Source organism: Aneurinibacillus sp. REN35 (assembly GCF_041379945.2).
Taxonomy (GTDB): domain Bacteria; phylum Bacillota; class Bacilli; order Aneurinibacillales; family Aneurinibacillaceae; genus Aneurinibacillus.
Genome location: NZ_JBFTXJ020000006.1, coordinates 229,835 through 252,052, shown reverse-complemented (window position 1 = coordinate 252,052; position 22,218 = coordinate 229,835). Strand labels below are relative to the sequence as shown.

The following is a 22,218-nucleotide window of genomic DNA, read 5'->3' as shown; positions in this document are numbered from 1 at the left end:
CCATTGTAAACGGGAGCATATAGCAGGTCCTTCCCTTATCATGTGCTAGAAAAGCTTAGGCAAATACGATCTTACTGAAATCGGCTACTTGATAGACAAACGCAGCGATCGAGGCAAGCATTGCCAGGCGGTTTCTCTTAACCTTCTCATCTTCTACCATAACCATAACATGATCAAAAAATGTGTCAATCGCGGGCTTAAGTTCTGCCATCCGGGAAAGCGCCTTATCAAATGCCTTCTCTTCAAGCAATGCAGCCGCATCCTGCTTCACTTGTGTGAATGCATTCCACAGAGTACGCTCCGCCTCCGTCTCAAAGGCACTCTCATCCACCTCTGTGCTTGCTGCTTTCTGCCCAAGGTTATTTACCCGATTGAATGATTCAACAATGCTCTTGAACGATTCATCTGCTACAGCATGCATGAGTGCATGAGCACGATCGACAACTTCCTTGACGTGTGACGCATCGGCACTTAGTACCGCATCAATTACATCGTAACGTACGTGTTGCTCTTGAAGCATATTTTTCAGGCGCAGCGTGAAGAATTCACGCAGGTCTCTTTTGATCTCGTCCTTGCTGCGCTTTAAGAGCGACTTGCTATCTAGAATGATAAGAGCAGCATCGAATAGTTCATCCAATGAGATCGAGAGCTTTTTATCAAGTAAAATCTGTACGATACCAGAAGCTTGACGGCGCAATGCATACGGGTCCTGTGATCCGGTCGGAATGATGCCGATAGCAAAGCAGCCAACAATCGTATCAAGCTTATCGGCGATACTAAGTACCGCTCCTTCATTTGTTGTAGGGAGGACATCTCCGGCAAAGCGCGGCAAGTAATGCTCAAAAATCGCCTGGGCAACCGTTTCGTCTTCACCTGCCAGACGGGCATAGCGCTCGCCCATAATCCCTTGCAATTCTGGGAATTCATATACCATTTGGCTTACAAGGTCAAACTTACTGATGGCAGCCGCACGAGCAAGTTTATTCATCTCCTCTGCGGAAAGTTGAACGGATTTGCTGATAGCCGCCGCGACTTGCTGAATGCGGCGAATTTTATCCCCGATTGTACCGAGTTCTTCATGGAATACAACATTTTCAAGACGCGCCAGCGCATCTGTAATTTGCATCTTTTGGTCTTCCTGATAAAAGAAACGCGCATCGGATAGACGAGCTCGAAGAACCTTTTCATTCCCGCGCGCTACTATCTCAATATCCCGATCGTTTCCGTTACGTACGGTAACAAAATGCGGGAGCAGTTCCCCTTCCTCATTCTGTACCGGGAAATAACGCTGATGCTCGCGCATGGATGTAACGAGAACCTCCTGCGGAATTTCTAAGTATTCTTCTTCAAAGCTGCCAAATAGCGCCGTCGGATATTCAACAAGATGAACAACTTCATCTAACAATCCTTCATCAATCGGAACTGACCAGCCGTTGGCCGCTTCCAACTCTTTGATCTGAGCAATAATACGCTGCTTACGCTCTGCCGGGTCTGCGAGCACATACTGCTCTGCAAGAGCAGATACATACTCTTCCGGCTTCTCGATCTGTGCGGATTGTCCAAGGAAGCGGTGACCCTGCGTCTCTCTTCCCGCCTGAACACCTGCAATCTCAAGCGGGATAATCTCGCTACCAAACAGAGCGACCATCCAGCGAATCGGACGAACAAAGCGCAGCTCATGTGCACCCCACCGCATATTTTTCGGGAAAGAGAGACCGGTAATAAGATCTGTCAGCTGCGGCAGAAGATCAGCGGTCGGCTGTCCGGCCTGATGCTTGCGGGCGAATACATACTCGACACCACCCGCTTCCTTCAAATATAGATCTTCCGGTGCAAGCCCCTTACCGCGTGCGAAGCCAAGCGCAGCTTTTGTCCATGCTCCGCTCTCATCCACGGCAATTTTTTTAGCGGGACCGCGCAATTCTTCATTAATATCTGCCTGTTGTTCTTTCACTTCTTTGATCATGACAGCAAAACGACGCGGCGTCTCATAGCTCATCACTTCGCCATAGGAGATGCGGTTGGTGTCCAACCACTTCTCCACTTTTTCCTGCAGTTGTTCGCAAGCTCCTACAACGAAGCGAGCCGGCATCTCTTCTGTTCCGATTTCTAAGAATAGCGTTCTGCTCATGGCTTAGACCTCCTTCTTCAACATCGGGAAGCCAAGCTCTTCCCGAACCTGATAGTATGTGTGCGCCACTTCACGCGCGAGGTTGCGTACCCGACCAATATATCCCGTACGTTCCGTCACGCTGATAGCACCTCGGGCATCTAGCAAATTGAACGTGTGAGAGCACTTAAGCACATAATCATAGGCGGGAAATACAAGCTTCTGCTCCATGCAGCGTTTCGCTTCTGTTTCATACGTAGAGAACAGGTCAAACAGCATTTTTGCATCCGATACTTCAAATGTGTATTTGGAATGCTCATACTCAGCTTGCTTGAATACATCACCGTACGTAAAACCGTTTACCCATTCTAGATCGAAGACATTTTCTTTGTCCTGAATATAAGAAGCCAGACGCTCCAAGCCGTACGTAATCTCTACGGCAACCGGGCTGCAATCAATGCCGCCCACTTGTTGGAAATACGTAAATTGGGTCACTTCCATACCATCAAGCCATACTTCCCAGCCAAGACCCCACGCACCAAGCGTCGGTGATTCCCAGTTATCTTCGACAAAGCGGATATCATGGGCGAGCGGATCGATGCCAAGCTCACGCAGACTATCAAGATACAGCTCCTGAATATTATCCGGAGACGGCTTCATAATCACCTGGAATTGGTGATGCTGATACAGACGGTTCGGATTCTCACCATAGCGTCCGTCAGCGGGACGGCGGGACGGCTCTACATATGCGACATTCCACGGCTCAGGACCAATCGAGCGCAAAAATGTCATCGGATTCATCGTACCAGCACCTTTTTCTACATCGTATGGCTGCACGATAAGACAGTTTTGCTTGGCCCAGAAATTTTGCAGTGACAAAATAATGTTCTGGAAATTCATGATCGTACCTCTTTTCCCTATTTTTTTCATTCCGGACGGAAAAACAAAAAGCCCCCGTCTCTATGTGGTATGAATGATCCTCATACGACATAGGGACGGGAGCTTCTCCCGCGGTTCCACCCTATTTGAACAGTGTATGCTGCACTATCACGCTGCAAAGCGCACAGCACCGGCATAAACCGATCCACTCTTACATACAATACGCTCGGGAGCGCCATTCGCCAGCGTGTGCCACCGGGCTTCCACCATCCCCGGCTCGCTTACAGGCATGCTATCTGACTACTCTTCTCCTTCGTTGCGCCTATTTGGTTCATTGGATTTTGTAGATACTATAAACGATTCTTTCCACGATTGTCAACTCTCATTGTACTATAGCCCTGAGGTTGGTCCCAATCCCATCTGTTCAATCTGATCAAGAAAGCGACGAGACTTTAAATGCAAACCTGTACAATCATCAAGAAACGCATACAGCACCCGACGCAGCTGCTGCTTGGTCTCCGCCTTGACGTTCACATTGCCAAGCTGCTGCATGGTAATATGCTGCAGTAAGCGGAGGATCTTCACCGTACCAGGGCTTACCGCAATAAGGGATGCATCATTGCGCTGGCAGGACTGGCAAAGAAACCCCCCTTCATAAATGCTTACAAAGTACGGAACATCCATCGCACCACAGCTTACACACCCGCCAAATTGCGGACGACAGCCAGCTACATACAGCATTTTCATTTCAAATAAGCGGGCAATAATCTCCGGGTCTTTTCCTTCTTCCATCCATTTCAGTGCATGAAGCATCATCTCAAATAAATAGGCATTCGGTTCCTTATCTTCCGTCAAACGGTCAAGCAACTCTGCCATGTATACAGCATATGCCGTTCTTGTCAAATCCTCGCGCACGGTGCGAAATGAGTTTATCAAATCCCCCTGCGTCAGCGATCCCATACCTGAGCTGATCTGGTAAAGAAAATAGCCGTACGTAAATAATTGCGATACGGCTGTAAAACGACTTTTTGATTTTTTCGCGCCCCGGGCCATGATACTGATTTTTCCTGCTTCGCGTGTATATACGGTCAAAATTTTGTTCGCCTCTCCATAATCAGTCGTGCGAACTACAATCCCTTCCGCTTTCCCAATCATCCATGCATTCTCCTCTACCGGCACTTCTCGTGTCGTCTACTTCATATGTGTATGTTCATCTACTGTACTGCCGATTTTATAATCTATGCTCTCATCTGGAAATACTAACGCGTCTTCATCTTCCGTATACAATAAATAGGCATCGATACTACCGGTCTGAGCAAAATATTGCCAGAAAAAGTCCTTAATCATTCGTATCCATCCTTTCGGAAAAGATAAAGCATGAGTGACAAAACCTTACTTGTATCTTGACCCGGCGCAGCACATGTTATCCGTTGGAAGTTTTACCAGCCCCGCGGCTACTCTTCATTATCCTGAAAACCTAAATTCTTAAATAAGTTCTCCTGATTACGCCAGTCTTTCTTCACTTTGATCCACAGATTAAGATACACTTTGGTACCCAGCAGGCGCTCAATATCTTCTCTGGCACGCATGCCAATCTCTTTCATCATTGACCCTTGCTTACCGACAAGAATTCCTTTTTGTGTAGGTCGTTCTGTATAAATTGTAGCATAAATATCAATCAAATGCTCGTTCTCTTCACGCGGTTTCATCTGTTCTATGACAACAGCAATCGAATGCGGCACTTCTTCACGGGTTAAATGCAGAATTTTCTCCCGAATAAGCTCCGACACGACGAATCGCTCAGGGTGGTCAGTAATTTGATCCTCCGGATAATACTGCGGACCTTCCGGAAGCTTGGACATTAACTGCTCCATGAGCCGCTGTACGTTATTCCCCTGCAAAGCAGAAACGGGAACAATCTCTTCAAATGGATACAGCTCTTTGTATCGATCAATGAACGGCAGCAGCTCTTCTGGATGCACTTTGTCGATCTTGTTGATGACGAGATACACGGGTGTCTTTACTTCCTTCAGCTTCTCGATAATGTATTCGTCTCCTGGTCCAAGCTTCTCAGCTGCATCGACAAGAAACAAAATTACATCCACTTCGCGCAATGCATTCTCTACCATCCGGTTCATATAATTGCCAAGCTTTGATTTTGGCTTATGAACTCCCGGCGTATCCAAGAAAATAATCTGACCTTCTTCGGATGTATAGACAGCGCGGATTTTATTCCGCGTTGTCTGAGGTTTATCCGACATAATCGCAACTTTTTGTCCTACAATATGGTTCATCAGCGTAGACTTTCCTACATTTGGTCGTCCGATGATGGCTACGAATCCTGATTTATATTCTGCGTTATCCATTCAAATCCTCCTGGTTAAATGCTCCGGGTAGGAGCTCTGCTACAGTCATAATCTTTGTATTTCCTTTGAGATTGCTCATGACTACTTCCATCTGTGGCGGGCATAATTCAGAGATCACCTGACGGCAGGCACCACACGGCGAGCAAGGCCCTGGTGTATCAGCCACAACAGCCAGACGGGCGTACTCATGATCGCCCACGGCATAGGCAGCAAATAAGGCCGTTCTCTCCGCACAGTTGCACAGGGAGTACGCCGCATTTTCCACATTGCAACCATGATACACTTTTCCGTCTCTCGTTAACAAGGCAGCGCCCACCTTAAATGTAGAGTATGGTACATAGGCCTTCTCCCGCGCTTTCATCGCTTCTTGAATTAGCATCCCGTTATCCATCTCAATCTTCCTCCTTTTTATTCGGACGAATCCATTCAAATAACAGCCATGCGACCAGGACGAACATGAGGGCAATAACAAAAAGAAAGACGGCTTCTCCCCGCTCTCCTATATGTATTACCCTTCTTTCCCCGCTTTGTATAAATTGCCACAGCGGTTCGCCAAATACATAAATTCCAACAAATACCGAAAGAATCGCAGCAAACAATACCCCTCCCGCCGCGGCATCCTTTGCTTTCTTCGCAAGCGGATGAAAGCGGTCACCAATCGCTACGTCCACAGTATGTTCGATCGCAGTATTTACCGTCTCCAAAATAAGCACAAGAAAAACAGAAAAAAAGACCAGCAAAACATCTCCTTTTGGAATGGCCAAAATCCATCCCAAAAGGAGAACAAGCAACGCCACAATCACATGGATTTGCATGTTTCGCTGAGTCTTTACGGTATCGCGTATGCCGCAGATGGCGTAGCCAAAGCTTCGCCTAAGGCGCCGCCATTCATCTTTTACTCTCACACTGCTCCCCGCCTATTCGCGCGTAAGGCGCACCCGATTCAGAATGTCTTCCTGCTTGCCGAACATCTCCGCTTCTTCTTCTTCTGTCTCGTGGTCATACCCCATCAAGTGAAGAAATCCATGTACGACAAGAAAGCCCATCTCCCGCTCAAACGTATGGCCGTACTCTTCAGCCTGCTCCTGTGCCTTCGGAATGGAGATGATAATATCACCGAGCATATTCGGTATCTCTTCCATTCCTTCTTCAAGAAAGATTTCCATCTCTTCCTCACCTTCATCGTTCATCGCAAAAGAAAGAACATCTGTCGGACGATCAATGCCGCGATACTCACGATTCAATTCGTGAATTCGGTCATTATCAACAAATGTGACTGTCACTTCTCCCTCGACGTCTTCCGTACGCGCGGCTTCTTCAAGGGCGCGCTGCAAAAGATCGAGCACATCCTGGGATAGTTCCGATTTATATTCTTGGATGAATTCAATATCTATACTCATGCTTGTTTCACCGCCACTTGTTTGTCATCCGGATATTCAATCCGGTTATGGAAAAATCCCTGCAGCGTCTCGCAAATCGTACGTGCCACGCTCTCGAGCTCCTGCATTGTCAAATCACACTCATTAAACTGCCCATCTTCAAGACGGTCCGCTATAATCCGACGAACAAGCTGTTCAATCTTCTCAGGCGTCGGATTGGACATGGAGCGCACCGCCGCCTCAGCACTGTCACAAATCCCAACAATGGCCGTCTCCCTGGTCTGTGCTTTCGGACCCGGATAACGGTATTCAGCTTCCGGAATCGGGGTATCTGATGCTTTCTCTGCCTTATAGTAGAAGTATTTTAACAGCGTCGTACCATGATGCTGCTGAGCAAAATCAATGATTTGCTTCGGCAGTCCGTTCTCCTCTAGCATCCGTACCCCGTCTTCTACATGAGCTAGAATAATACGCTTGCTAAGAGCCGGTGCCAACGTATCGTGCGGATTATCCCGGTTAATTTGATTCTCAATAAAGAAATGCGGGCGCTTCATTTTGCCGACATCATGATAATACGCACCGACCCGAGCCAGCAATCCATCTGCTCCCACCGCCTCACACGCGGCTTCCGAGAGGCTTGCCACCATCATACTGTGGTGGTATGTTCCCGGCGTCTCCATCAGCATGCGGCGCAAAAGCGGCTGATTCGGATTCGACAGCTCAATTAAGCGCATCGGAGATAAAATGCCGAACATCCCTTCAAACAGCGGAAGAAACCCAATCGTAAGCACCGCCGCCAACAGTCCACTGATCGCACCAAAAACATATTCGTTCAAAAGATCACGCCAGTTACCTGTCGAGGATACCAACAGATATAAAGCGGAAATAATAAGTACATTCAACAATGAGACGCCGAACCCTGCCTGGAGAATACGCGAACGCTTCGTCGCTTTACCGAGCGAATAAGCCCCGGCGACTCCACTTAAAAATCCATATAATACATAACGAAAATCCACCGGCAGCAAGCTCTCAAAGTTAAACACAATACCGGCAACAAAAGCAAACAGCACACTGCAAATAACGGCGAGCTGCGTATCAAGCAGGATCGCAATAAGCATTGAGCCGAGCGCAACCGGCACGCCATATCCAGGCGAAAAGAAATCAATCGTCTTCCCAGCACTCATCATCTTCATCACAAGAATATTCAAGAATATAATGAGCGAAAGCATAAGAATATGCGTATTGCTGCCATAAATCTTACGGTGCGCCTGTACAAGATACATACGCAAAAATACGATGAACAGAAAAATGAACAATGCAAGTCCCAAGAAAGGAAGCTTGCTGGCATTGCGTTCTAGAAGTCCGGCTGCATCAAGCTTTCTATATACCTCTTCAGAGATGTACTGGTCTTTCTCCACCAATACCTCCCCTTTATAGATCATGATCGGCTTTACGGAACGCCGGACTGTATCTTTCAGCGCATTGGTTGCTTCCTCATCTACTGTCAGATTAGGTACAATGCTTGCGATCGCTACTTCGCGAACTACTTTACGGGACTTACTGTCCAGATCCACCAGCACAATTTGCTGGTTGACCCGCTGTTGAATGAAGTCTCGATTCGAAGCAACGGCCTCGTCAATTCCTTTTTGCATAACAGAGGTGACGACTTTGTTCGTCTCCTGCGTCGCCGCATTCAAAGTAGGAACAGGCATCGTCAGGATCGCCTGAAGCGTTTCCTGTGACAATGGAAACGGGACATTGTCCTTAAGCTCCTTAAGGCGGGCTTCTGGGGTCAAATCCTGTCTGGCGGCAAGCTCACCTGCCTTCTTATAGATAAAAGAAACAAGCTTAACCTGATGTGTCGTAATTGTATCATTACGGGAATATACAGGCTGTACTTCGCTGACCGCCTTGGTTCGCGCCTGCTCCGTTGCCTGAACGTCTTCGACGGTAACCGGAGCGGTAAGTGTCACATCACTTACAGTATTTACATTTAAGTCAAACGTTTTGGGCAGCACATCCCCCATAATCGGTAGATAGATCATTAACCCAAGGAAGAGAAACAGCAGCCGTCGAATGGTCACGCTTGTCTTCCATGATTCCGGGATCGAGAGATGCAGCCGCCTGAGACTTGCTTTCATGTCGTACAACCCCTTTATGCGAGGCATTTTATTCTTTCTTATCCAAGCCCTGGCCTTCCGTTTCCTGTTCATAAGCAGTAATGACTTTTTGTACCAGCGGGTGACGTACTACATCCATCCCAGTTAAGTAAACAAAGGAAATACCCTCAATTCCATCAAGCTTTCTTGCCGCATCCTGAAGGCCGGATTTTTTACCGCGCGGCAGATCGACCTGCGTCACATCACCGGTAATAACCATCTTGGAACCAAAGCCAAGCCGCGTTAAAAACATTTTCATTTGTTCAGGCGTTGTATTCTGTGCTTCATCAAGAATGATAAATGAATCATCAAGCGTCCGCCCCCGCATATATGCAAGCGGAGCCACTTCAATAATTCCTCGTTCCATATACTTTGTCATGTTTTCCGTACTCAGTAAATCCTGCAGAGCGTCATACAATGGACGCAGATACGGATCGACCTTCTCCTGTAGATCTCCCGGAAGAAATCCCAGATTCTCTCCCGCTTCTACAGCCGGACGCGTCAATACAATACGCTTTACCCGGTTGGCTTTGAGTGCGGTTACAGCCATCACCACAGCAAGGTACGTCTTACCTGTACCCGCTGGACCGATGCCAAACACAATATCTTTCTTCTTAATGGATGTAATGTAATGGCGCTGTCCAAGCGTCTTGACGCGGATAGGTTTCCCCTTCACAGAGGTGGCGATGGGCTGGCCGTACAGCTCCATAAGTTCTTCAAGCGCGTCTTCTTTGGACAGTTGAATCGCATACAATACATCCTGTAATGATAACTTAATCCCACGGCGCAAGAGCGCTGCCAATACTTCAATCAGGCGGGCATTGCGTTCCACTTCCTGCGGCAGGCCGGAGATCGTAATCTCTTCGCTGCGTGCGAAAATATGCGCCGGTGTTGCATTCTCAATTTCCTTAAGATAAGAATCTTGCGGGCCAAAAAGCAAACTTGCTTCTTCCGCACTTTCAAGTCGTATCGTTTTGCTTGTCTCTTCTACGTGCAAAAGATCTCATTCTCCTTCATAAGTAATAGGCTGCTCAGCTGCAATATCTTCCACTACAACAAAATGAATGTTCATATAAACTTTACCATTCTCTTGCTTCGCGTGCAAAACTTTTTCCGTCTTTACGTATCCGCCTTGCTTTACTTGCTTCACCAAATTTTCACGAGCATATTTTTTCCCAATCTCAATCGCTTCCCTCTCGCTCAATGTGATGTTGATCCATTCATTCTGCCGCACTACTTCTTTTTTCATACCCATTGGAAGCGATAGATTGCCAATCGTAAGCCAGCCTGCCTCTTCTGTTTTTATCTCTTGCGCGTATGGCTCTGCGGTAAAACCCTGGATTTTGAGCGCATAGCCTCCAAGAAGCACATAGCGGTTCGTATAACTCTCACCGGTTAATACAGGTCTTTTCTGTTTAAGCGGTACGCTCACTGTTGATTCGTACCATGTCTCTCCTTCCACTCTTCCCGTAGCAGGGACCAGCACGGTCTGCTCCTCATTTCCAAGTGCACCGGAGATGAGAATATCGCCAGGCTTGACCCAATCGTTGATCCGTACAGCAGGACGTCCCCGCTCTGCAAAGATGGAATGAATAACCGCCTTTTTCGTCGCAACGATATGCCGTGGTCCCGGTGTCTCTTTTTTCTCGGGGATGACCTTTTCTACAACACGAATAATGGCTGTCGTTCCTTTCACTTCAAATCCGATCCAAGAAGCCTGCGGAATGCGCTCCATCAATTGACGCTGCATCTCTTCCACTTCAGGAAGACGGAAAATCAGTGCTCCCTGTCTTACACCCGCTCCCTCGGCAGCCTGCTTGATCTGGTATGCAGGAACCTTCTCATTGCCGATAACCTCCACACTCCAAATTACATTCGCAAGGAAATACATACCGATGAAGAAAGCGATAATACCTACAGCAAACATAGAGCGCGTCCACATTTTTTGCAAAATAAAGGGAAGGCCGACCCGTTCAATAATACGACTGCGGCAGCCGGTTTCTTTTAAGAATGGCTTCAAACTGTAGAAGGATTCAAGCGGCAGACTCAAATAGGCCTCTTCTCCATTTCGCCGGATGTCCCATATCAGTATACCTTGTCCTACGATTCGGTTTAAAAAACGTTCGATACGCTTGCCTCGCACACGCAGGACAAGATAGCCTCGAAACCAGTTTTCCCCGTGCTTCATAGCCGTCTCCCCTCTCTATTGGTCCAAAAATACGACTTGATCTACAATGCCCTCCACAAGCACTTCCTCAGGTAAAATCGCGCGAATGACCAAATTCTGTCCCCGGATCAGCAGTTGACCTTTCGTTAAAAGCAAACGGAGTTCCTGATTGCTAAACCATAGGACTCCGCGATGGTTTTCAATATACATCTGCAGTTGACCAATCATCGTAATCCGGGGCATCTCCATCGTTAAGTCCTGCGGCATATCAAGTACGCCGGTAGTGAACCGCCGCCATTTTTCGTTCCATTTCTTCACGCGTATGCCCCCTCTCTGCATCGGAGCGCCCGCAAATCATGCAGACTCTCTATCTTCACGTTATGCAGCTTGCAGGGGATTTATGAAGGAGAAAACGCAAAAAGCCCCACCTGCATGCAGGTGGGGCTTCATGTATACCTTATGATAACGACTCCTGAACAACCTTGTTGACCAAGGCACCGTCAGCGCGGCCTTTGACTTTCGGCATTAGCACGCCCATGACTTTTCCCATGTCCTTCTTCGAAGATGCACCGGTCTGCTGAATCGCTTCGCTAACCAGCTTGCGGACCTCTTCTTCATTTAATTGCTCAGGCATATATTCCATAAGTACATTAATTTCAGCTCGTGTGGATTCTGCGAGGTCTTCACGACCAGCTTTTTCGAATTCTTGGAGGGAATCGCGTCTTTGCTTCAGCTCACGAGTCAAGACAGTAAGCACTTCGTCGTCAGACAGTTCTTTACCCTGGTTAATCTCTTCATTTTTGACGGAAGATTTCACCATACGGATTACGGAAAGTTTGAGCTTGTCTTTATCTCTCATCGCTTGCTTCATATCATGGGTAAGACGTTCGACGAGTCTCATTAAACTATTCCTCCTAATACTTACGTTTACGCGCTGCCTCTGACTTCTTCTTGCGTTTAATACTAGGCTTCTCATAGTGTCTGCGCTTTTTAACTTCAGCAAGAACGCCATCTTTACCTGTTTCACGCTTGAATCGACGTAGCGCTTGGTCTAACGACTCATTTTTACGTACACGAATTTCTGCCATTTGTTTCCCCTCCCTCCGCCTTAACCGTGGGTGACGACTGCAACAGAAAGATATCTCTATAAAGTCGTCAAACAACATTATATTATACAGGGATAGGCAGGTCAACCTCAGATGTCCATTTTTTTGGTTTTTGCGGAACAGGAATATGGAGGCATCTGCTTGAGGCAAAATCGCGTTATAATAAGTAATGGAGATGGATAAAAAGCAAAAACGGGGAGGACATCCTGTATGTTTACCGTGCAAGAAATTGTAGAGATTACAGAAGGAACCCTGCTACAGGGAGATAAACAATCGGAGATTACCTCCGTACATTTCGATTCAAGACAGCTTGAGGTCAACTCACTGTTCGTAGCCCTGACCGGCGGTGTACGGGACGGACATGATTTCTTACAGAAGGCAGCGGAGATGGGCGCCAAAGCGGCATTCGTATCTGATGAAGCAAAAGCGCGAGCCGCAGGGGTCAACGCAGAATTTGCGCTCATTTTGGTGGATGATACAGAAAAAGCATTCCAGCAAATTGCGCGCATGTATCGCAATCGCCTCTCACTTCCGATTGTGGCCATCACTGGCAGCAACGGAAAGACAACAACAAAGGATATACTGGCTCATCTGCTGTCGGGGCAAAAGAATGTATACAAGACATACAAAAACTTTAATAATCACCTTGGCGTGCCGCTCTCGCTTCTACAGATTGCGCCGGAGACGGAGGTGGCTGTGCTTGAGCTTGGTATGAACCATGCAGGCGAAATTGATTTCTTAGCCGGTATGGCACGTCCCACTTTCAGTGTCATCACAAATGTAAATGATGCCCATATGGAGTTTTTTGATTCCAAAGAAATGATTGCACAAGCCAAAGGCGAAATTCTTGGTCATACTCATCCTGACGGATTTGCTTGTTTAAATCAGGATAACGAGCTGGTGGCTAATCTGGCACCTCTTAATCCCGCAAAAACTTACTTCTATCATGTACATCATGAGGGCGAAGAAGCTCGTGGCGCTGATATTACGGCATCAGATATTGTTTTTGACGAGAACGGTAGCCGCTTTGTCGTAACGACAGGCGACGGCGAACAGTTCCGCTGCTTCATGCCGCTGTTTGGAGAGCATAATATCTCCAATGCGCTGCCGTGCATCTTCATCGCCAAACACCTCGGCATTCCAAACGAAGAAATCGTCGAACGACTGGCAACGCTCTCCATCTCTACGATGCGCTTTGAGCGAGTGGATGGAGCAAACGGACTGCTGGTCATCAATGACGCCTATAATGCAAGCCCGACCTCGATGATTGCTTCAGTGCAGACGTTTCTCTCTATTTATCCGGAGCGAAAGAAAGTATTGGTGCTCGGTGATATGTATGAGCTGGGCGCGCAAAGCGCAGCGTATCATCGCGAGGTCGGAGAAGAACTTCGGGAGTTGGGCGCGGAATTTGAGCTGGTGGCGATCGGACAGGACGCCAAGCACCTTGCGGAAGGGTATGGACCCGCAGCCAAATATTTTGCCAGCAAGGAAGAGGCTGGCGCATACCTTGCAGCCTTTACAAGCGCAGATTACGCTCTTTTGCTTAAAGCATCGCGCGGGATGGAGCTTGAGACATTGCTTGAGAATTTATCCTAAAATTATTAGACAGCTTGAATGCTTTTTGTTTCGCAAGCTGTTGAGAAAATCTCGGCAACCTGAGGGCCGCTCTATATGGGCGGCTCTTTTAATTTATGTTATTATATGTAATATAATGGAAAATATAAGACGAGCTGCAGCAGCTATGTATGAACAAACGATATTTTAAAAGGTAATCGTTGCTTTCTATGCATGTTCTCTTAGTTTTAAGTATCTTTATTGATTTCAAAGCAACATCCTGCAAAATAAAAAATCCTGTTCAGAAACGTGAACAGGATTTTTTATTTTAGGCTGCTTACCCATTGTAGTCTTTATATGATTGCAGATTTAATCATTAAATTGTTCAGCCACAAGCTCATTGGCCTTCTTCTCTTCATAACGCGCAATGCCAAATGCAATCAAGCGGTCAATCAATTCTGCGTATGGTACGCCTGTTTCTTTCCAAAGCATCGGATACATGCTGAACGGTGTAAAGCCCGGCATTGTATTGATCTCATTGATGTATACTTCATCGGCCGTCTCATCCCAGAAAAAGTCGACCCGGGATAAGCCGCTGCAATCAAGCGCAAGAAACGCTTTGACCGCAAGCTCTTTCATCCGGCTTACGACGCTCTCCGGCACATGCGCCGGAATATCAAGCCTTGTTCCGTCGCTTTTGTATTTCGCTTCATAATCATAGAACTCATTGCTTGAGACGATTTCCCCAACGATTGATGTATCCGGTTTATCATTGCCAAGCACACCGATTTCAAGCTCGCGTCCGGAGATAAATTCTTCGACGATCACTTTTCGGTCAAACCGGGCCGCAAAACGAAGTGCTTCACGAAGCCCCGCACTGTCCTTCGCTTTGCTAATGCCTACACTTGATCCCATGTTAGCCGGCTTAACAAAGCATGGAAGTCCAAGCACCGCTTCAATTTCATCGCATATGACATCCAGCTTCTGCTCCAGATCAATTCGCAGATAGCTTTTATATTTGCCCTGTGGCAAACCTACATTACCGAATACCTCTTTCATCGCTACCTTATCCATACCTACAGAGGAGCCCAGCACACCGGAGCCAACATACGGTACGTCGATCAATTCAAGAAAACCCTGTAATGTTCCATCTTCCCCGTTTGGTCCATGGATAACGGGAAATACAACTTCAACCATATCTTTGAGCGTGAACACATCCGGTGCCGCATGGGTCGCCGGAGTAAAACGCAGTGCATCTACATGGGTAATCTCCTGTTCCACCCAGGCTCCTGTAAGCCATCGTCCGTCTACATCAATATAGATGGGAAGTACTTCATAGCGCGCTTTATCTACGGCGTTTATTACGGAGAGAGCGGTATGAATCGATACCTCGTGCTCACTTGACTTTCCTCCGTAAATAACGCCTATCTTTTGCTTGTTTGACACCCGAAACGTCCTCCTTCATTCACTATCACACATTCCCTCTTGGAAGGAAACCAGCGGAACATGCCTCTATACTTGCTCTATTCTCTCCATACTATGTACGAATGAACTTTTGGATAATATATTAATCATACCAGTTTTTCAGAAGCATGGGGGTACTAATATTTTCTTAGGCTTTATAGGATGTCTAAAGTAAAAAAAGAATCACGCGCAGCATATGGACGCGTGATTCTCCCTTCTCTATCCTACTTTGACTTATAAACAGGGTGCGTTTATTGCTTCATCTTCGGATCAAGTGCATCACGAAGGCCATCACCAAACAGGTTGAAGCCAAGTACGGTTAACATAATAGCCAACCCTGGAAACAAGACTGTCCAATAGGCTGCTGTAATGTATTGACGCGAATCTGAAATCATCTTGCCCCATTCCGGCTGCGGTGCCTGTGCACCAAGACCGAGGAAGCCAAGCGCCGCCGCTTCAAGTACAGCCGTCGCAACCCCAAGCGTTCCTTGAACAATAATCGGAGCCATACTGTTCGGCAAAATATGCGAGAACAGGATGCGTGCATGTGACATACCCAGCACTTTTGCTGCGGTGACATACTCCTCTTCTTTAATACTCAACACGCGTGAGCGGACAAGCCGCCCATATGTCGGTACATTAATGATCGCAATGGCAATTAGAGCGTTAGAGAGCCCCGGACCGAGGATAGTTACAATCGCAATCGCCAATAGAATGCTTGGGAATGCCAAAATAATATCAAACAGACGGGAAATAATCGTATCTACCCAACGTCCGAAGTAACCTGCCACCAGTCCGAGAGCCGTCCCTGCGACAATGGAGCCGACTACTGAGAAAAATCCAACCCACAGCGAGATTCTTGCACCGTATACGACGCGAGTGAAAATATCGCGGCCTAAATCATCTGTTCCAAACCAATGCTGCGCACTCGGCGGCTTGAGCTTATCAGCTAGATTTTGTCCATCCCATGGTTGACTTGTAATAATAGGAGCCAATAGCCCCACTACGATAAAAAACAGGATGACAAACAATCCGACCAAGGCGGTTTTCTGCTTTTTTAACTGATACCAGGCGTCGCGCCAAGGCGAGCTCTGCCGAGCCTTTACCGAAGCCTGGGTGTTTACCTGCGCTGTCGTCTGCATGCTGCCACCCCCTACTTGTATTGAATGCGCGGGTCAATATACGCGTACAAAATATCAACAATTAAATTAATGATAACGAATAGAAATGCAACGACCAGCACCCCAGATTGAACGACAGGGTAGTCACGGAAGGCAATCGCATCATTAATATAGCGGCCGACACCCGGCCAGCCAAAAATCGTCTCCGTAAGAATGGCTCCGCCCAAAAGCGAGCCAAGCTGAAGACCGATGACCGTCAATACAGGCGCGAACGCATTGCGCAGCGCATGCTTATACACAACCCAGAATTCGCGCAACCCTTTCGCGCGAGCTGTGCGGATATAATCTGACTTCATCACCTCAAGCATGGAAGAGCGCGTCATACGCGCAATGATCGCCATCGGAATTGTACCCAATGCAATGCTTGGGAGAATTAAATGAAGAACAACATCCTGTAAGCCTGCCCAATTGCCTTGAAGGATCGTATCCATTACATAAAAGCCCGTAATGTCATCAATTGGCTCACGCGGATTAAAACGTCCCGTCGATGGGAGCAAATCCAGCTTATCAACAAAAATCCACTGCTCCATCAAGCCCAGCCAAAATACCGGCATGGAGACCCCAACTAGCGCGATCAGCATCGCAATATAGTCAAACCAGGAAGCGCGCTTCCATGCGGCAATAATGCCCGCATTTACACCGACAACAATCGCAAAAATCAATGCGGCAATCGCAAGCTCAATCGTAGCCGTTAGATAGGCGCCAATTTCAATGCTAATTTCTTGCTTCGTACGAAGCGACTCACCAAGATTCCCTTGAATAATATCAGCCATATAAAAGAAGTACTGTTTATACAGCGGCTCGTTCAGATGCAATTTGGCTCTAAGTTCCTCCAATGCTTCCGGGGTCGCATGCTCGCCTAAAATCATGAGTGCCGGATCGCCGGGAATGGCATGAATAATGGCAAATACAACAAGCGACATACCGATCAGTACGGGAACAAGCTGCAGGAGCCGACGAATAATGTATGCAAACATGTGTTAGTTCACCTGCCTTATGAAGTCGGAAAAAAAAGTGCATGCGGTTTCCGCATGCACCCCGTGAACAGTGATGATCCGCTACCTATTTTTCCATGGTTACGTCATTTAATTTCTCGGAACCAGTCGCGTGCGGCACATACCCTTTTACTTTGCTAGAGCTTGCGAGAACTGGCGTGGAATGTACCAGCGGCACCATTGGCGCATCATCATGGATAACTTGCTGTGCTTGCTTATACAAATCTTCGCGTACCTTTTGATCTGGTGTTGTCTGTGCCTTGATCAACAGATCATGCACCTTATCGCTTTTGTAGAGTGAGATATTCTGTGCTGCTGGCGGCTTGGCATTGTCTTTATCGAGCAGTACATATAAGAAGTTATCCGGGTCTCCATTGTCACCGGTCCAGCCAAGCAGAGCCATTGGATGCTCCCCGTTCTTCGTCTTCTTCAGATACGTACCCCATTCCATAGAAACGATCTTTGTTTTTACGCCGATTTTTGCAAAGTCAGCTTGAATGGATTCAGCAATTTTTTGCGGCTGTGGCATATACGGACGCGATACAGGCATTGCCCAGAAATCTGTCTCAAAGCCGTTTGGATAACCGGCTTCTGCAAGCAGCTTCTTCGCCTTTTCCAGATTATACTCATAATCCGTAATGGCGTCATTATGACCCCAGATGGATGGCGGCAGCGGATTCTTCGCCGCTTCACCAAGGCCCGCATAGAATGCTTTCACGAGACCCGGCTTATCTACAGCCATAGACAGCGCTTGGCGCACTTTTGGATTGTCAAACGGCTTCTTCTCCGTGTTAAAGGCGAGATAGCCTACATTATTGGATGGACGCTTATGCAATGTCAGCTTGCTATCCGATTCCACCGCCGCTGCATCAGAAGGATTCATGCCGTCAATCAGATCTACCTCGCCGGACTTCAGTGCGGTTAGACGAGCCGTATTATCTGGAATAACTTTAAAAATGACCTTGTCAAGCTTCGGTTCGCCTTCCCAATACTCAGGATTCTTCTCCAGCGTGATGGTATCGTTTGGTTTCCAGCCGCCCTCTACGAATTTGAACGGACCTGTGCCAACGGGATGCTGGCTGATCTTTTCTTTGTATTTTTTAATTGCCTCCGGGCTTTCAATCGCGAAGAATGGCATCGCAATATTGGCGAGGAATGGCGCCTGCGGTACGTTTAAGATAAACTGCACTTTGTTTTTATCAAGCACCTTCACATCTTTAATTACTGCACCCGGCTCGCCTTTGAAGGCAGTAAACATGCTGGTGAAGTAATCGAAGTTGCCACCAACATGGTATTCATTTTTTGTATCCATCATACGATCAAAGTTAAATTTAACTGCATTTGCATCAAATTCTGTACCGTCATGGAATTTAACGCCTTCACGAAGGGTGAATGTCCATGTCTTTCCATCCGGACTGCTCTCCCATTGGGTCGCAAGTGCCGGTTCTACTTCTGTGCTGTCTTCTTTATATTGTACAAGCGTGTCATAAATGTTTTCCGTTACGCGTGTCGCTTCACCTTCTGTCGTGTTCTGCGGATCAAGCGTCGTCGAGTCACCGCCACGAGCAAAAATGAGTGTGCCACCTTTTTGTTCCTGCGCTTTTTCCGGTTTGCCCGCTGTCTCCTGGGCTTTGTCACCGCCACCGCATGCAGTTAATCCAATTGCTGTCGTCAGCATGAGAGCTGAGAGAATTGCCATCGTTTTTCTGCCATACTTTCCATACTTCATCTTTGTGTCCCCCTTTTCTTCTTTACGTATTATTGATTGTATAAATGGCAAGCCACCTGATGCCCGTCACCCAAATCACGGAGCAGCGGACGCTCTATTCGACAGATGTCCATACAAGCCGAACAGCGCGGGTGGAATGTGCATCCTTGCGGAGGATTCGCCGGGCTTGGCACATCTCCTTCGAGAATAATGCGATCCCTTTTTATTTGCGGATTGGCAACCGGAACCGCAGACATCAGCGCCTGTGTATACGGATGCAGCGGTTTGCTATACAGGCTCTTCTTGCCAGCAAGCTCTACAATCCTGCCCAGATACATGACACCAATCCGATCGCTAATATGTTTAACCACACTTAAGTCATGGGCGATGAACAAATACGTGAGTCCCATTTCTTGCTGCAGTTGCTTTAAGAGATTGAGCACTTGAGACTGAATTGATACGTCAAGCGCCGAGACCGGCTCATCGCAGATAATCAGCTTTGGCTGCAATGCCAGTGCACGGGCGATGCCGATCCGTTGGCGCTGTCCTCCTGAGAATTCATGCGGATATCTTGTGGCATGGTATGCGTTTAGGCCAACGACCTCAAGCAGCTCGTACACCCGCTTCTTTCGCTCTTCCGCCGTATATATGCCATGAACCGCCATCGGCTCACTCAATAGCTTCTCTACCGTTTTACGCGGATTAAGCGAAGCATACGGATCTTGAAAAATCAGCTGCATATCACGATACAGCGTACGCATCTCACTGCTTGATGCCTTGCTGATATCGCGCCCTTCAAACTCTATAACACCGTCGGTCGGCTCAATCAAACGCAGGATGGATCGTCCTGTCGTTGATTTACCGCAGCCTGACTCGCCTACTAATCCGAGCGTCTCACCACGAAGGATATCAAAATCGATATCATCCACCGCTTTGACATGTCCGACTGTGCGCTGCAGGATGCCCTGACGAACGGGAAAATATTTCTTAAGATGTCTTACTTTCAGCAGCGTTTCCGACATAGGCGGCGTCCTCCTCTACCAAGAAACAACGGGACTTCTGTCCGTTGCTCAGTTCATATAACGGCGGCTCCTCCACCCGACAGCGATCCATCGCTTGTGCACAGCGCGGAGCAAACTTACAGCCCGCAGGCATTTCGGATGGGATTGGAACGTTGCCCGGAATCGAATCAAGCCATTCCTTTTCTTCATCAAGCGATGGGATTGAATGAAGCAACCCCTGTGTATACGGATGCGAAGGTGCCGCAAACAGCGTATTTACCTCTGCTTCTTCCACCACTTTTCCACCATACATGACAACGACGCGGTCACACATCTCGGCCACTACACCAAGATCATGCGTAATCATCAGGATGGAAGTACCGTTATCTTTTTTAAGCTTGCGCATCAAATCAAGAATTTGCGCTTGGATTGTTACATCAAGGGCCGTCGTCGGCTCGTCTGCGATCAACAGCTTCGGATTACAGGCCATCGCCATCGCAATGACGACCCGCTGGCGCATTCCGCCCGAGAGACGATGTGGATACTCCTTGACGATCTGTTCCGCACGTGGAATGCCTACTTGCTTGAGAAGATCAACCGCCCTTGCAAGCGCTTTCTTTTTGTCGAGCTTCATATGTAGCCGAATCGTCTCTACGATCTGATCGCCGATCGTAAATACCGGATTCAGACTTGTCATTGGATCCTGGAAAATCATTGCGATATCATTGCCGCGAATGTCACGCATCTCCGCCTCTGACAGACGAACAATGTCCTTATCTCCGAACGTAATCGAGCCTTCGACAATTCTGCCGGGCGGCCACGGAACCAGCCGCATAATCGAAAGCGAGGTTACACTTTTGCCGCAGCCTGATTCTCCAACCAGTCCGACTGTTTCTCCTTCGCCGATGGTAATATCTACTCCGTCAACTGAACGAACGATTCCATCCGCTGTGAAAAAATGAGTTTTCAGCCCGTTAACCGTAAGCAATGGCTTCATTTTTCCACCTCCTTTTTCTTGCTGTCGAATAGTTGTCATTTGTTAAAATACGTATAATTTTTCATCAATTCTGTGTTTAAGTATATGTAAAGATTGGAAAGACAACAACAGAAAAAAAAGAAAAAAAAGGCCTTTCCTTTTGATTTTTCAAAGGAAAAGCCTTATGCCTAAACATTAGCCGATATTGATTCTAGCAACCAGTGCCGCCAGAATTTGTGCCAGCAGTTGAACGTTGACAGATACGTCTGTGTCTGTTGTCGTTACTTTAACTCCTCGAGAGTTTTCAATCACAGTTTTTTGATTGTTCGCTTGCTTTACATTGATTTTTTGCAAGAGTTCTTGGGTAATTCTTGAACCTTTATCGCTGCTTGCTACAGAGATATCAATAACAAGTGCAATCGCAAACTGCAGTGCTGCTTGAATGTTTACCGCTGCTTGTGTATCTGTTGTTTCTACTGTAATATCGCAAGAGTCTTTAACAAGAATTAACTCATTGGACTTCTGTACCGTGTTCTCGATTTGTCTTGCATCCTGGTCCACATTGCCTTTGTGTCGGTCCATCGGATGGCAGCAATCCGGGTCAAGCGCACTGAATTTTTTGTAACCGTAATCGCGGTCTTCACACTCATGGTGTTTCTTCTCGTTACAGTCGTACGTCTCACGATCATCATAACGATACATTCTTCTCACTTTTAGTTCCTCCCTCATTCGAATCTACTACAAGATATGAAGGAGAAGAAGGATTGGTGTAGACAAGCGTCCCTCCGCATTCGCATATTCTTTGTTCGCTTACGCGCTAAAAGAGAGAAGAAAAAGGTGCCTCTCCCTCTGCTTGCAACAGAGAAGGAGCACCTTTCCTTTCACATTCGATATTCTACATTTCTTGATCTTTTTTTTCTTTGCTCTTTTGTAGAAAGGCGTCTACCTGCTCCTGCAAATCCTGGACGAGCTTTTGCATTCTCAATTTCTGTTCATCAGAAATGTTTTTGCGAATCGTTACCTTATTTTTCTCAAATACATCTCCTACGATCAAGTCAGCTAATGACTTTGATAGACCCGAAAAATCATTCTCCTGCTCCTTGCTCATACGAGAAGCTCACCCCCTATCCTCTTGTCCTGCTGCTTATCACTTTCAATATATGCGGCAAGGGA

The 22,218-nt window shown here is 47.2% G+C and carries 23 protein-coding genes and 1 other annotated feature; of the genes, 1 reads left to right on the top strand and 22 read right to left on the bottom strand.

Annotation, left to right across the window (positions count from 1 at the left end):
• Positions 1 to 55: 55 nt before the first annotated feature.
• The 14 genes from glyS to rpsU all read right to left on the bottom strand — a co-directional run bounded on the left by glyS (position 56) and on the right by rpsU (position 12,148).
• Positions 56 to 2,131 (bottom strand): glycine--tRNA ligase subunit beta, encoded by a 2,076-nt coding sequence (gene glyS, locus AB3351_RS13845; RefSeq protein WP_371147718.1) that lies wholly within the window; start codon positions 2,129 to 2,131, stop codon positions 56 to 58.
• A gap of 3 nt (positions 2,132 to 2,134) precedes the next feature.
• Entirely contained in the window at positions 2,135 to 3,010 is an 876-nt protein-coding gene (gene glyQ / locus AB3351_RS13840; protein WP_371147717.1) for a glycine--tRNA ligase subunit alpha, read from the bottom strand.
• Between the two features lie 88 nt (positions 3,011 to 3,098).
• Positions 3,099 to 3,315: a binding site (T-box leader), on the bottom strand.
• 64 nt (positions 3,316 to 3,379) lie between these two features.
• Positions 3,380 to 4,144 carry a DNA repair protein RecO gene (gene recO, locus AB3351_RS13830; RefSeq protein ID WP_371147715.1) on the bottom strand — a complete coding sequence of 255 codons (765 nt, stop codon included), beginning with the start codon at positions 4,142 to 4,144 and terminating at the stop codon, positions 3,380 to 3,382.
• 36 nt (positions 4,145 to 4,180) lie between these two features.
• Positions 4,181 to 4,336, bottom strand: a complete 156-nt coding sequence (locus tag AB3351_RS13825) for a YqzL family protein (RefSeq protein WP_371147714.1) — start codon at positions 4,334 to 4,336, stop codon at positions 4,181 to 4,183.
• 107 nt (positions 4,337 to 4,443) lie between these two features.
• On the bottom strand, positions 4,444 to 5,355 hold the full coding sequence (gene era, locus AB3351_RS13820; RefSeq protein ID WP_371147713.1) for a GTPase Era: 912 nt from the start codon (positions 5,353 to 5,355) through the stop codon (positions 4,444 to 4,446).
• Positions 5,348 to 5,746: a cytidine deaminase gene (locus AB3351_RS13815; RefSeq protein ID WP_371147712.1), complete on the bottom strand. Its 399-nt coding sequence runs from the start codon at positions 5,744 to 5,746 to the stop codon at positions 5,348 to 5,350. Before AB3351_RS13815 ends, era begins: the two co-directional genes overlap by 8 nt.
• A gap of 1 nt (position 5,747) precedes the next feature.
• Positions 5,748 to 6,260: a diacylglycerol kinase gene (locus tag AB3351_RS13810; RefSeq protein WP_371147711.1), complete on the bottom strand. Its 513-nt coding sequence runs from the start codon at positions 6,258 to 6,260 to the stop codon at positions 5,748 to 5,750.
• A gap of 12 nt (positions 6,261 to 6,272) precedes the next feature.
• The gene (gene ybeY, locus AB3351_RS13805; protein ID WP_371147710.1) at positions 6,273 to 6,755 is read right to left on the bottom strand and encodes an rRNA maturation RNase YbeY; all 483 of its coding nucleotides are present in this window, start codon (positions 6,753 to 6,755) and stop codon (positions 6,273 to 6,275) included.
• On the bottom strand, positions 6,752 to 8,875 hold the full coding sequence (locus tag AB3351_RS13800) for an HD family phosphohydrolase (RefSeq protein ID WP_371147709.1): 2,124 nt from the start codon (positions 8,873 to 8,875) through the stop codon (positions 6,752 to 6,754). The genes ybeY and AB3351_RS13800 overlap by 4 nt, the downstream gene beginning before the upstream one ends.
• A gap of 28 nt (positions 8,876 to 8,903) precedes the next feature.
• Positions 8,904 to 9,890 carry a PhoH family protein gene (locus AB3351_RS13795; RefSeq protein WP_371147708.1) on the bottom strand — a complete coding sequence of 329 codons (987 nt, stop codon included), beginning with the start codon at positions 9,888 to 9,890 and terminating at the stop codon, positions 8,904 to 8,906.
• 6 nt (positions 9,891 to 9,896) lie between these two features.
• Positions 9,897 to 11,081: a sporulation protein YqfD gene (gene yqfD / locus AB3351_RS13790; RefSeq protein WP_371147707.1), complete on the bottom strand. Its 1,185-nt coding sequence runs from the start codon at positions 11,079 to 11,081 to the stop codon at positions 9,897 to 9,899.
• Between the two features lie 15 nt (positions 11,082 to 11,096).
• On the bottom strand, positions 11,097 to 11,378 hold the full coding sequence (yqfC, locus tag AB3351_RS13785) for a sporulation protein YqfC (protein ID WP_371147706.1): 282 nt from the start codon (positions 11,376 to 11,378) through the stop codon (positions 11,097 to 11,099).
• Positions 11,379 to 11,517: 139 nt separating this feature from the next.
• Entirely contained in the window at positions 11,518 to 11,961 is a 444-nt protein-coding gene (locus AB3351_RS13780; RefSeq protein ID WP_371147705.1) for a GatB/YqeY domain-containing protein, read from the bottom strand.
• Positions 11,962 to 11,974: 13 nt separating this feature from the next.
• Positions 11,975 to 12,148, bottom strand: a complete 174-nt coding sequence (rpsU, locus tag AB3351_RS13775) for a 30S ribosomal protein S21 (protein ID WP_206247013.1) — start codon at positions 12,146 to 12,148, stop codon at positions 11,975 to 11,977.
• A 228-nt stretch (positions 12,149 to 12,376) separates the two neighbouring features.
• Here rpsU and AB3351_RS13770 point away from each other — a divergent pair, with 228 nt between their 5' ends.
• Positions 12,377 to 13,762, top strand: a complete 1,386-nt coding sequence (locus AB3351_RS13770; protein WP_371147704.1) for a UDP-N-acetylmuramoyl-tripeptide--D-alanyl-D-alanine ligase — start codon at positions 12,377 to 12,379, stop codon at positions 13,760 to 13,762.
• Positions 13,763 to 14,089: 327 nt separating this feature from the next.
• Here AB3351_RS13770 and AB3351_RS13765 read toward each other — a convergent pair whose 3' ends face one another.
• The 8 genes from AB3351_RS13765 to AB3351_RS13730 form a co-directional block, all read right to left on the bottom strand.
• The gene (locus AB3351_RS13765; RefSeq protein ID WP_371147703.1) at positions 14,090 to 15,166 is read right to left on the bottom strand and encodes a D-alanine--D-alanine ligase; all 1,077 of its coding nucleotides are present in this window, start codon (positions 15,164 to 15,166) and stop codon (positions 14,090 to 14,092) included.
• A gap of 269 nt (positions 15,167 to 15,435) precedes the next feature.
• Positions 15,436 to 16,326 (bottom strand): nickel transporter permease, encoded by an 891-nt coding sequence (gene nikC, locus AB3351_RS13760; protein ID WP_371147702.1) that lies wholly within the window; start codon positions 16,324 to 16,326, stop codon positions 15,436 to 15,438.
• An 11-nt stretch (positions 16,327 to 16,337) separates the two neighbouring features.
• A complete protein-coding gene (locus AB3351_RS13755) occupies positions 16,338 to 17,342 on the bottom strand; it encodes an ABC transporter permease (RefSeq protein WP_371147701.1) in 1,005 nt (334 codons plus the stop codon).
• Positions 17,343 to 17,427: 85 nt separating this feature from the next.
• On the bottom strand, positions 17,428 to 19,089 hold the full coding sequence (locus AB3351_RS13750) for an ABC transporter substrate-binding protein (RefSeq protein ID WP_371147700.1): 1,662 nt from the start codon (positions 19,087 to 19,089) through the stop codon (positions 17,428 to 17,430).
• Positions 19,090 to 19,118: 29 nt separating this feature from the next.
• Positions 19,119 to 20,090 carry an ABC transporter ATP-binding protein gene (locus AB3351_RS13745; protein WP_371147699.1) on the bottom strand — a complete coding sequence of 324 codons (972 nt, stop codon included), beginning with the start codon at positions 20,088 to 20,090 and terminating at the stop codon, positions 19,119 to 19,121.
• Positions 20,056 to 21,066: an ABC transporter ATP-binding protein gene (locus AB3351_RS13740; protein ID WP_371147698.1), complete on the bottom strand. Its 1,011-nt coding sequence runs from the start codon at positions 21,064 to 21,066 to the stop codon at positions 20,056 to 20,058. Before AB3351_RS13740 ends, AB3351_RS13745 begins: the two co-directional genes overlap by 35 nt.
• Positions 21,067 to 21,240: 174 nt before the next feature.
• Positions 21,241 to 21,747 carry a spore coat protein gene (locus AB3351_RS13735; RefSeq protein WP_371147750.1) on the bottom strand — a complete coding sequence of 169 codons (507 nt, stop codon included), beginning with the start codon at positions 21,745 to 21,747 and terminating at the stop codon, positions 21,241 to 21,243.
• A gap of 193 nt (positions 21,748 to 21,940) precedes the next feature.
• On the bottom strand, positions 21,941 to 22,153 hold the full coding sequence (locus AB3351_RS13730; protein ID WP_371147697.1) for a hypothetical protein: 213 nt from the start codon (positions 22,151 to 22,153) through the stop codon (positions 21,941 to 21,943).
• Positions 22,154 to 22,218 lie beyond the last annotated feature (65 nt).

Excerpts from the sequence above, each read along its gene's own strand:
- AB3351_RS13735 (WP_371147750.1), bottom strand. The coding sequence starts at position 21,747 with ATGTATCGTTATGATGATCGTGAGACGTACGACTGTAACGAGAAGAAA.
- AB3351_RS13825 (WP_371147714.1), bottom strand. The coding sequence starts at position 4,336 with ATGATTAAGGACTTTTTCTGGCAATATTTTGCTCAGACCGGTAGTATC.
- AB3351_RS13770 (WP_371147704.1), top strand. The coding sequence starts at position 12,377 with ATGTTTACCGTGCAAGAAATTGTAGAGATTACAGAAGGAACCCTGCTA.
- AB3351_RS13750 (WP_371147700.1), bottom strand. The coding sequence starts at position 19,089 with ATGAAGTATGGAAAGTATGGCAGAAAAACGATGGCAATTCTCTCAGCT.
- AB3351_RS13815 (WP_371147712.1), bottom strand. The coding sequence starts at position 5,746 with ATGGATAACGGGATGCTAATTCAAGAAGCGATGAAAGCGCGGGAGAAG.
- yqfD (WP_371147707.1), bottom strand. The coding sequence starts at position 11,081 with ATGAAGCACGGGGAAAACTGGTTTCGAGGCTATCTTGTCCTGCGTGTG.
- AB3351_RS13800 (WP_371147709.1), bottom strand. The coding sequence starts at position 8,875 with ATGAAAGCAAGTCTCAGGCGGCTGCATCTCTCGATCCCGGAATCATGG.
- rpsU (WP_206247013.1), bottom strand. The coding sequence starts at position 12,148 with ATGGCAGAAATTCGTGTACGTAAAAATGAGTCGTTAGACCAAGCGCTA.
- AB3351_RS13755 (WP_371147701.1), bottom strand. The coding sequence starts at position 17,342 with ATGTTTGCATACATTATTCGTCGGCTCCTGCAGCTTGTTCCCGTACTG.
- AB3351_RS13780 (WP_371147705.1), bottom strand. The coding sequence starts at position 11,961 with ATGAGACTCGTCGAACGTCTTACCCATGATATGAAGCAAGCGATGAGA.
- ybeY (WP_371147710.1), bottom strand. The coding sequence starts at position 6,755 with ATGAGTATAGATATTGAATTCATCCAAGAATATAAATCGGAACTATCC.
- era (WP_371147713.1), bottom strand. The coding sequence starts at position 5,355 with ATGGATAACGCAGAATATAAATCAGGATTCGTAGCCATCATCGGACGA.
- AB3351_RS13745 (WP_371147699.1), bottom strand. The coding sequence starts at position 20,090 with ATGTCGGAAACGCTGCTGAAAGTAAGACATCTTAAGAAATATTTTCCC.
- glyS (WP_371147718.1), bottom strand. The coding sequence starts at position 2,131 with ATGAGCAGAACGCTATTCTTAGAAATCGGAACAGAAGAGATGCCGGCT.
- recO (WP_371147715.1), bottom strand. The coding sequence starts at position 4,144 with ATGATTGGGAAAGCGGAAGGGATTGTAGTTCGCACGACTGATTATGGA.
- glyQ (WP_371147717.1), bottom strand. The coding sequence starts at position 3,010 with ATGAATTTCCAGAACATTATTTTGTCACTGCAAAATTTCTGGGCCAAG.
- AB3351_RS13730 (WP_371147697.1), bottom strand. The coding sequence starts at position 22,153 with ATGAGCAAGGAGCAGGAGAATGATTTTTCGGGTCTATCAAAGTCATTA.
- nikC (WP_371147702.1), bottom strand. The coding sequence starts at position 16,326 with ATGCAGACGACAGCGCAGGTAAACACCCAGGCTTCGGTAAAGGCTCGG.
- AB3351_RS13740 (WP_371147698.1), bottom strand. The coding sequence starts at position 21,066 with ATGAAGCCATTGCTTACGGTTAACGGGCTGAAAACTCATTTTTTCACA.